The sequence below is a fragment of the Paeniclostridium hominis genome, assembly GCF_014306135.1.
In the GTDB taxonomy this organism is placed as follows: Bacteria; Bacillota; Clostridia; order Peptostreptococcales; family Peptostreptococcaceae; genus Paraclostridium; species Paraclostridium hominis.
On sequence record NZ_JACRWD010000015.1, the window covers coordinates 1 to 10012 of the forward strand.

Here is a 10012-nt window from a genome sequence, read left to right on the forward strand (position 1 = left end):
TTCATCGCTCACGCGGCGTTGCTGCATCAGGCTTTCGCCCATTGTGCAATATTCCCCACTGCTGCCTCCCGTAGGAGTCTGGACCGTGTCTCAGTTCCAGTGTGGCCGATCACCCTCTCAGGTCGGCTACTGATCGTCGCCTTGGTAAGCCGTTACCTTACCAACTAGCTAATCAGACGCGGGTCCATCCTGTACCGCAAAAGCTTTGATATTTTTATCATGCAATAAAAATATATCATCTCGTATTAGCATACCTTTCGGTATGTTATCCGTGTGTACAGGGCAGGTTACCCACGCGTTACTCACCCGTCCGCCGCTCTTCTCCGAAGAGAATCGCTCGACTTGCATGTGTTAGGCACGCCGCCAGCGTTCATCCTGAGCCAGGATCAAACTCTCAAATAAAAGTTGTCCAATTGCTCAGCTATCATTATCTGAATATCTGGCTTGGTTGTTTGTTGTTTAATTCTTTAAAAAGAATTTTTATAATTAACCTACTGTTTAATTTTCAAAGTTCATTTTGTCTTTCGCGTTTGCCCTTTTCTCAAGGACAAGTAATACTATACCATCTCATTTTAATATCGTCAATACTTTTTTAAAACTTTTTTTATTTTTTTATTTTTATAAACTTATTCATGTAATTAAGCTTTCCAATTAACATTAATTTTTATTCATATATGCCTAAATTTAGGCATATATTTTTAGTTATTTTTATTTAATAATTGATCTATTCTTATTCTATCAAAGCCTAATACATGTTCTCCATCTATAAGTGTTACTGGAACAGACATATATCCTAACTGAATAAGATTTTTTCTAGCTTCTTGATCTTTAGATATATTATACTCTGTATATTCTATGTTATTTGCTTTTAAATAGTTCTTTAAATCTACACAATTCTTGCATGTATTGCTACTAAAAACTTCTACTTTTTTCATTTTCATCACACCTTATCTTCTTTAAATTTAAAAACACCCTACTTGTATTTTTTATAAACATATATTAGATTAGTATTAAATATTAAATGAAATATGTCAATACTACTATTTAAGTAAATAATGTTATTTTTAGTTAATACATATATACAATTTATTTATAAAGCCAATTTTAGGAGGATTCTAAATATGAGCAAAAAAGTATTAATTATGTCTGCTTCTACCGGTGGTGGGCATAATAGAGCAGCTAGAGCTATTAAAGAAGAATTAATCAAAAAAACAATTGATGGAGAAAATATAGAATGTAAAATCATAGATAGCTTAAAACTTGTTAATACTACTATGGATAAAATAATCTCTAGGGGTTATGAAAAATCAGCGATCTATACTCCTTACGCGTATGGTAAAGTTTATAGATTTTCGGAATCTGGTATAGCTTCTAAAAACGAATTTAAAGATAATATGATTACAAATTTTATGGCAAAAAAATTTAGAAAATTGCTTTTAGATGAACAGCCTGATGTAATAATAGGTACTCATCCATTCCCTATGATAGCACTTAGTACTTTAAAAAAACAATGTACAGATTCTAGTAGTCATACATTGTTTCATACTAGTTTTAATGATAATTTTATTAAACACTTTAATACTGAATCATTTCCAACACTTATATCTGTTTTAACCGATTACACAACTCATTCTACTTGGATTCAAAATGAATTAGATTATTATGTTGTAGGACATGAATATGTTAAAGAATTGTTAATTTCTGAGGGTGTAGATGGTAATAAAATTAAACCATTAGGAATACCTGTTGAAAAATCATTTTTACAAAATAGGGATAGAGAAACAGTATTATCTGAGCTAGGTTTTGATAAAGATAAACTAACAGTACTTTTAATGGGTGGTAGCTTTGGTGCTGGAAATATTAAAGAAACATTAACTGAGATGCTTAGTATTGATAGAGATTTTCAAATATTAGTTATAACTGGAAGAAATGAATCTCTTAAAGAAAAGTTAGAAAAAAATCTTGAGTCTCATCATATTGATAAGAACGTTAAAATTTTAGGTTTTACAAATAAAATGAATGACATATTAGCTTCAATTGATGTTCTTGTAACAAAACCAGGAGGTCTTACAACTACTGAAGCTTTATTAAAAGATGTTCCTATGATTGTACCTTATTACATTCCTGGACAAGAAGAAGAAAATTTAGATTTCTTATGTAACTGTGGATCAGCATTAAGAACAACTAAAAAATACTCTTTATCTGTTTTATTAAAAGTTCTTATAGATGATTCATCTAGATTGGAAATACTTAAAAAGAATATAAAATCAATTCGAAAGTTTAACTCTTCACAAAATATAGCAAATTTGGTTGAGTCAGACTTATTGAAAGATAAATAAAAAAAATCTGTAGATATCTACAGATTTTTTTTATTTATCTTTTAATAGCCTAGTATCTTGGCTCATAAAAATCTTCTTCATAATCATATTGGTAATGCTTGTAGTTATTTCTAAAATTACTTTCTTTTGATTTTAAAGATTTCTTACTCTTCTTTTTTATAAGAAGACTCATATCATCAGATTCACTATATTTACCTTTAATTTTTGATGATTTCATTTTCTTATTTCGCTTCTCTTTCATAGCTTTATGCTCTTCAAAATTCATTGCTGATTTCATTTTGCACCCCTATTAAATTTTTTAATAAATTATAAATCAGATTATACAATACAACCATTTCTACTTCAATATTTGTACTGTAATTTTCATATCAAAAATTCTTTTAAAATATGACATAACTCTATGAAAAAATAAAAAAATCGAGAATCAAACCTCGATTTTTTATATTTCTCTTCTGCCTTCTAATGCTTTTGAAATTGTAACTTCATCTGCATACTCTAAATCTCCACCTACAGGAAGTCCATGAGCTATTCTTGTTACTTTTATTCCCATTGGTTTTAAAAGTCTAGCTATATACATAGCAGTAGCTTCTCCTTCTATAGTTGGGTTTGTGGCCATTATAATTTCCCTTACATCTTGATTTCCTAATCTTTGAATAAGTTCTTTTATCCTTATCATGTCTGGTCCTATACCATCCATAGGTGATATAACTCCATTTAGCACATGATATTGACCATTAAATTCTTTAGTTCTTTCCATGGCAGCCACATCTCTAGGATCTTCAACGACGCATATAACGCTACTATCTCTATTTTTATTAGAACACATACTACATGGATCTTTATCTGTTATATTGTAACAAATAGAACAATATTTAATTTCTTTTTTAGCTTCTAATATAGCTTTTGATAAAGCTTCTACATCATTCATATTCATATTAATTACATGAAAAGCTAATCTCTGCGCTGTTTTTCTTCCTACACCTGGTAGTTTAGAAAATTCTTCTATCAGTGCTGATATTGGTCCTGAATAAGTTTGCATCTTATCACCTACTAGAATAATCCTGGGATATTCATTCCTCCAGTTAATTTGTTCATTTGTGAAGATTGCATATCATCAACGTTTCTTAATGCTTCATTAATTGCACTTAATACTAAGTCTTGAAGCATTTCTATATCATCTGGATCTACAACTTCAGGTTTTATTTGTATATCTACAACTTCTTTTTTACCATTAACTTTTACAGTAACAGCTCCTCCTCCAACAGAAGTTTCTATTTCCTTAGATTCTAACTCTTCTTGCATTTTTTGCATATCACTTTGCATTTTTTGAGCTTGTTTTAATAATTGATTCATATTTCCAGGCATCATTCCTGGGAATCCCTTTTTAGCCATATGTAAAATCCTCCTTAATTATCTTTATTATTTAATTTATGCTATTATTATATCATAATAGTATTTATTATTTAATTTCATTTTCACTTACACTTTGCTTTATATCTAATATCTCTTTAGGAAATACTTCTTCTAGTATTTGTTCTCCTTTATCCTTTTCCTCTTTTTCTATTTCTAGTTTTATATTTTTAGATTCTGACTTTAATATTATTTTTATACCAAAACTTCTATTAATCGTATCCCTAACCACACCTTCTATATAAGATAGTGTCTTAACATCACTTAATTTATTCTTAGCAAATGCAAATTTATCATCAAAAATTATATATAAAGTATTTGAATTAACATTAAAGTCTTTAGCTTCTCTTAGTATTGCATATACAGGCATATTTCTATCTTTTTTTATATTGGTAAGTATATTTTCCCAAGACTTTTCTACTAATTTAACATCTTCACTTTTAACTTCTTCGTAGTATATCTCTTCTTTTTCTTCATACTTTTCTTCTTCTTGCGTTACAACCTGTTCTTTTTTATCTTGATTATTATTTACAGTTATATTTCCACTTCTTATAACTTCTTCTAAGTTAGATATTCGCTTTAATAAGGCTTCCTTACTATCATCAAACATAGGTTGGGATAATTTCATTATACTAACCTCTGCCAAAACTCTAGGATTAGATGATGCTTTAATATCATCTTGAGTAATAGATAGTATATTTAGTATTCTTATAATCTCATTAGTCTCTATTGTTTCTGCTTGAGATTTTAACTGATCTATTATCTCCTCTGGTAAAGATATTATTTCATCTAAATCATTAGATACTTTACATACCATTAAGTTTCTAAAATGATCAATTAAATCATCAATTAAATTTTTTATGTCTTTACCCCATATTACAAATTCATTTAAAATTTCTAGACACTTTTTTGTATCTTCTTTTATAACATAATCTGCCATTTCAAATAATTGTTCTACATTTACAGTTCCTAATAAATCTACAACATCTTTATACTCTATCTTATTTTCACTAAAAGACATACACTGATCTAATATACTAAGAGCATCTCTTAGAGCTCCTTGAGAATTTCTTGCTATTAAGTTTAGAGCTCTATCATCTACCTCTACATTAACATCTTCACATATTTCTTTCATTCTAGAACTCATATCTTTAACAGTTACTCTCTTAAAATCAAATCTTTGACATCTAGAAAGTATAGTAGCAGGGATTTTATGCGGTTCTGTTGTAGCTAATATAAATATTACATATGATGGTGGCTCTTCTAGAGTTTTTAACAAAGCATTAAATGCTCCTTGAGATAACATATGAACCTCATCTATTATATATACTTTGTACTTACATTTAGCTGGAGTATACTTTACGTTTTCTCTAATTTCTCTTATATCATCAACGCTATTGTTTGATGCTGCATCTATCTCTATGACATCCATATTATTGTCATTTAATATATCCTTGCAAACCTCACATTCATTACAAGGTTCCTCATTAACGCTATCTTCACAATTGACAGCTCTTGCAAATATTTTAGCTGTAGAAGTTTTACCTGTACCTCTAGTACCACAAAATAAGTAGGCGTGTCCTACATTATTATTTTGTATCTGATTTTTTAAAGTTTTAATTATATGTTCTTGTCCTACAACGTCTTTAAATGTTTGAGGTCTATAGGCTCTATAAAGTGCCTTATGCATAAATTTATCTCTCCTTAATTCTAAAATACCGATATATTATTATATACCAATATATAATAATTTTATCTATATCTAACATAAAAACTAAATATATATCTTTATATTAAAAAAATCCCTTAACTATAAGGGATTCTTATTTTATATATTAAAGCTGTGCACCATCTATTGACTTACTATCATAGGCGTTACCTAAACAGTTAGCTCGACTTAGGCACCCCCGCGGCACACGAAAGTGATCACTTACCGTTGCTTCCTTCCGGATCTGGCGGGGTTTATGAGCTTCCGTTGCGCAGGACCTAAGTGTCAACACCACTTATTTAGGGCAGCCCTACAATATATAAGCCTCTAGATGGAATTCAACCCTGCTATAGCGGATTGCAGGTTACAGGACACCGCTACCTTCCCGTCTAGCACAGCAAACTTATAACCATAATTAAGTTTTTTGGCGGAGAGAGTGGGATTCGAACCCACGATACGGTTTTAGCCGTATACTCACTTTCCAGGCGAGCGCCTTCGACCGACTCGACCATCTCTCCCTACTGTCGCTTTCTTAATTCCTTAAAAAACTTTTGTAATACACTTGAACATTCCTCTTTTAATATACCAAATGTTACATCTATATTACAAGTGTTAAAATAATCTATTTTAAATTCATGTTGTTTTTCTATATTTAAATTTTTAATATGCTTAGTTCCTACTATAAGTTTTTTTATTCTTGACTGAACTATAGCTCCACTACACATTATACACGGTTCCATAGTTACATACAAGTCACAATTTATAAGTCTCCATCCACCTAAGTATTCTGAAGCTTCTCTTATAGCTAAGATTTCCGCATGGGCAGTTGGATCATTTAATGTTTCAGTTAAATTGTGTGCCCTAGCTATTATTTCTCCATCTTTTACTATTACGGCACCTATAGGCGTTTCGCCTTTTTCATAAGCTTTATATGCTTCTTTTATTGCTTCATTCATATAAAACGACTTATCCATGCTTCCTCCTAAAACTTATAACATATTTAATATTACCATAATTAAATTTATAATTCAACTCAAATTTAAATTCATATTCTTCTATAATATTACAAATTCTTACTAGAATTTAATCTAAATTATATTAAGTTTATATCTTATAAAACAATAAGGAGCTTAAATTTTTAAGCTCCTTACTTAAATATATTTTTAATATTTAATATTATAATTCTTCTTTTTTGATAACATCAACACCCATATATGGTCTTAATACTTCTGGAACTACTACAGATCCATCTGGTTGTTGATAGTTTTCTAATATAGCAGCTAGACATCTTCCTACTGCTAATCCAGATCCATTTAATGTATGAACATATTCAGCTTTAGCTTTTTTATCTCTCTTGAATCTTATACCAGCTCTTCTAGCTTGGAAATCTTCAAAGTTTGAACAAGAAGATATTTCAACATATCTGTTATAACTTGGCATCCAAACTTCTAAGTCATATTTAAATGCAGCTGTAAATCCTAAGTCTCCTGTACATATTCTAACTACTCTATATGGTAATCCTAACATTTGTAACATAGTTTCTGCATCATTTGTTAATTTTTCTAACTCTTCATAAGATTCTTCAGGTTTAACAAATTTAACTAATTCAACTTTATTGAATTGATGTTGTCTAACTAATCCTCTTGTATCTCTACCTGCAGAACCTGCTTCTGATCTAAAGCATGGTGTGTATGCACAGTATTTTATTGGTAATTGATCTACTGATAATATTTCATCTCTATGTATATTTGTTACTGGTACTTCTGCTGTTGGTATTAAGAAGTAGTCAAGTCCTTCTAATTTGAACATATCTTCTTCAAATTTTGGAAGTTGTCCAGTTCCTATAAAGCTTGCTCTATTTGCCATGAAAGGAGGTAATACTTCAGTGTATCCATGCTTTTCAGTATGAGTATTTAAGAAGAAGTTTATTAAAGCTCTTTCAAGTCTAGCTCCTAATCCTTTATATAAAGTAAATCTTGATCCTGTTATTTTTCCTGCAGTTTCAAAATCTAATATTCCTAATCCTGTTCCTATATCCCAGTGAGCTTTGTTTTCATAATCAAACTTAGTAGGTTCTCCCCAAGTTCTTATTTCAACATTATCTTCATCAGTTGTTCCTTGTGGAACATCAGGGTGAGGAACGTTAGGTATTCTCATTAATCTATATTCTAATTCCCCTTCTACCTCTTTAACTTTTTCATCTACACCTTTTATCTTGTCAGATAATTCTTTTAACTTAGCCTTTGCTTCAGTTACATCTACACCTTCTTTTATTAATTGAGGTATTTTTTTAGATTCTACATTTAATTCATTTTTCATAACTTCAACTTCTTGAAGTAATTCTCTTCTTCTATTGTCTAATTCAACTACAGCATCAAGGTCAAATTCTTTTTCTCCTCTTACTTGCATTGCTTTTTTTATTTCATCTAAATTTTCTCTGATTCTTTTTATATCTAGCATTTTTTCTTCCTCCTGTTTTTAATATTTTTTATATTTATTTTCATGAAAATAACGTTAACCCTGTTGATATTACGGCAATTTTATTACAGATAGTTCTTGTATTTCTGTATACAAAAAAAGACCTTCGTACCCTCAAAAAAGGGACGAAAGTCTTGTTATCCGCGTTGCCACCCTAGTTGTTTATATTATAAAAATATAAACCTCTTAAATCCTGTAACGTAGGTATACGACTAATCTTACTGTTAATTCCGATTAGTAGCTCCGGAATGGATTCAAAAACCATTGCAATGAGTTCTCACCAGCCACTCACTCTCTGAATACAAACTTGCTTTTTACTATTTTCCTTCATAGCTTTATTGGTTGTTCTATTTGTTAATCATTATATTATATATATTATCAACTTTCAATACTAATATTCAAAAATTTTATTATTTTTTTATTAGTTTTTAGAATCATCTTCTGTATTTTTATAGTATATAACTCTTGAAGGGAATGGTATTTCAATATTATTTTCATCAAATTTTTCTTTAACTTTTTCCATAATATCAAAGTATACACTCCAGTAATCATCAGTCTTAACCCATGGTCTTGCAACTATTTTCATAGAGCTATCTGCTAATGTACTAAGTCCTATAATTGGCTTTGGATCTTTTAATATTCTTTTATCTTCTTTAAAGATTTTATCTAAAACATTTTTTACAAATTTTATATCACTATCATATGAAACATCAAATGAAAAATCTATTCTTCTTTTATCTTGATGAGTATAGTTAATTATATTGTCACTAGTCAATTTAAAGTTTGGAACTATTATAGCTTTATTGTCTGGTGTCTTTAATACAGTACTAAAAATTTGTATATCAGAAACTGTTCCTTCAACTCCAGATCCACATATATAATCTCCCGTTTTAAATGGTTGGAAGAATAATATAATCATTCCTGATCCTAAATTAGATAGTATTTCCTTGAATGCTAAACCTAATGATAACCCGATTACTCCTAATAAAGAAACCATTACAGTCATTACTGATTGTACCGGAAAGTTAATAATCTCCAAACACGTCATAACTACCATTACTATCCCTGTTACATAAATACCATAGGAAATAAAGTTAGCGACCCCTCTTTCAACATTATATTTTAATATAAAATTTTTACTATATTTTTTTACCATTTTACATGCGTATAACCCTATGATTAAAAGTATAATCGCATATATTAATTTAGGCCCACTATTTTTAACCGCATGAAAAAATGTCTCTACTGTTTGCTGAGATACTTGCGATGTAGATCCCACCATCATATAATCAACCTCCTTAATTTACATAATATTTAGTTATATCAAGTTATTATATATCTTTTTACAAAGTTTTTAAACATTATACTTCATTTTTCAACGTTTTATAAATTTAATTTGAATTTTTTATCACAAAAAAAACTATGCATATATGCATAGTTTTTATATTGTTTCGCAAGAATTAAATGAATTACAATTATTTATATCACTAACAAATTTATCTATATCATGAATATTACTATTTCCTGAAAAAGCAACTTTTATATTTGAAATATCATCATTTATAGGTCCTTGTTCTATAGACTCTATAATTAAATTATTATTATCTGCTAAATTAATAATATCTAGAATGTTACCTCTACACATTTGAATGCTAAATTTCATTTAACCTACCCCCCTTTAATATCTTTAATAAAAGATATGTATAAGGGTTTATGAATATGTAATCTTTTTCGTAATAAATAAAAAAGATTACGCGGCTACGTCCTACTCTCCCAGGTAGCTTCCCACCAAGTACCATCGGCGCTAAAGAGCTTAACTTCTGTGTTCGGAATGGGAACAGGTGTATCCTCTTTGCTATAATAACCACATAATCTTTAATAGATTAATATCTATTTAGTTAGAGTTAGTACTCTAAAAACTGAATAACATTTACTAGATTAAATAATCTTGGTCAAGTCCTCGATCTATTAGTATCAATAAGCTACATACATTACTGTACTTCCACCTTTGACCTATCAACCAGGTAGTCTTCCTGGGATCTTACCCTTACGGTGGGAAATCTTATCTTGAAGTTGG

Annotated in this window: 10 protein-coding genes, 1 tRNA gene, 3 rRNA genes, 1 other RNA gene and 1 other annotated feature; of the genes, 1 reads left to right on the forward strand and 14 read right to left on the reverse strand. The window is 29.5% G+C overall.

Annotation, left to right across the window (positions count from 1 at the left end; all coding sequences use genetic code 11):
- Together H8891_RS14630 and H8891_RS14635 are read right to left on the reverse strand one after the other, a co-directional pair.
- Positions 1–402 (reverse strand): 16S ribosomal RNA (locus H8891_RS14630); the annotation flags it as partial.
- A 296-nt stretch (positions 403–698) separates the two neighbouring features.
- Complete coding sequence (locus tag H8891_RS14635; protein WP_187006979.1) at positions 699–935, reverse strand: glutaredoxin family protein; 237 nt, start codon at positions 933–935, stop codon at positions 699–701.
- A 186-nt stretch (positions 936–1121) separates the two neighbouring features.
- Between H8891_RS14635 and H8891_RS14640 the strand changes: the two genes are divergently transcribed.
- Positions 1122–2339, forward strand: a complete 1218-nt coding sequence (locus H8891_RS14640) for an MGDG synthase family glycosyltransferase (protein WP_187006980.1) — start codon at positions 1122–1124, stop codon at positions 2337–2339.
- Positions 2340–2388: 49 nt separating this feature from the next.
- On the opposite strand, the gene H8891_RS14645 is transcribed toward H8891_RS14640, so the two are convergent.
- From H8891_RS14645 to H8891_RS14700, 12 genes are all read right to left on the reverse strand, one after another.
- Positions 2389–2616, reverse strand: coding sequence for a hypothetical protein (locus H8891_RS14645; RefSeq protein WP_147548198.1), 228 nt, complete (start codon positions 2614–2616; stop codon positions 2389–2391).
- A 162-nt stretch (positions 2617–2778) separates the two neighbouring features.
- Complete coding sequence (recR, locus tag H8891_RS14650) at positions 2779–3378, reverse strand: recombination mediator RecR (RefSeq protein WP_187006981.1); 600 nt, start codon at positions 3376–3378, stop codon at positions 2779–2781.
- Positions 3379–3389: 11 nt separating this feature from the next.
- Complete coding sequence (locus H8891_RS14655) at positions 3390–3731, reverse strand: YbaB/EbfC family nucleoid-associated protein (RefSeq protein ID WP_147548200.1); 342 nt, start codon at positions 3729–3731, stop codon at positions 3390–3392.
- A gap of 67 nt (positions 3732–3798) precedes the next feature.
- Positions 3799–5439 (reverse strand): DNA polymerase III subunit gamma/tau, encoded by a 1641-nt coding sequence (gene dnaX, locus H8891_RS14660; protein ID WP_187006982.1) that lies wholly within the window; start codon positions 5437–5439, stop codon positions 3799–3801.
- Between the two features lie 151 nt (positions 5440–5590).
- Positions 5591–5855: signal recognition particle sRNA large type (ffs, locus tag H8891_RS14665), an RNA gene on the reverse strand.
- A gap of 27 nt (positions 5856–5882) precedes the next feature.
- A tRNA-Ser gene (locus H8891_RS14670) sits at positions 5883–5975 on the reverse strand.
- On the reverse strand, positions 5976–6431 hold the full coding sequence (locus H8891_RS14675) for a nucleoside deaminase (RefSeq protein WP_187006983.1): 456 nt from the start codon (positions 6429–6431) through the stop codon (positions 5976–5978). It abuts the tRNA gene before it with no gap.
- A gap of 202 nt (positions 6432–6633) precedes the next feature.
- Positions 6634–7917 carry a serine--tRNA ligase gene (serS, locus tag H8891_RS14680; protein WP_147548203.1) on the reverse strand — a complete coding sequence of 428 codons (1284 nt, stop codon included), beginning with the start codon at positions 7915–7917 and terminating at the stop codon, positions 6634–6636.
- A gap of 136 nt (positions 7918–8053) precedes the next feature.
- Positions 8054–8275, reverse strand: a binding site (T-box leader).
- A gap of 81 nt (positions 8276–8356) precedes the next feature.
- Positions 8357–9220, reverse strand: a complete 864-nt coding sequence (locus H8891_RS14685; protein WP_187006984.1) for a mechanosensitive ion channel family protein — start codon at positions 9218–9220, stop codon at positions 8357–8359.
- A gap of 156 nt (positions 9221–9376) precedes the next feature.
- Positions 9377–9598 (reverse strand): hypothetical protein, encoded by a 222-nt coding sequence (locus tag H8891_RS14690; RefSeq protein ID WP_187006985.1) that lies wholly within the window; start codon positions 9596–9598, stop codon positions 9377–9379.
- 89 nt (positions 9599–9687) lie between these two features.
- Positions 9688–9804 (reverse strand): 5S ribosomal RNA (gene rrf / locus H8891_RS14695).
- Between the two features lie 79 nt (positions 9805–9883).
- Positions 9884–10012 (reverse strand): 23S ribosomal RNA (locus H8891_RS14700); the annotation flags it as partial.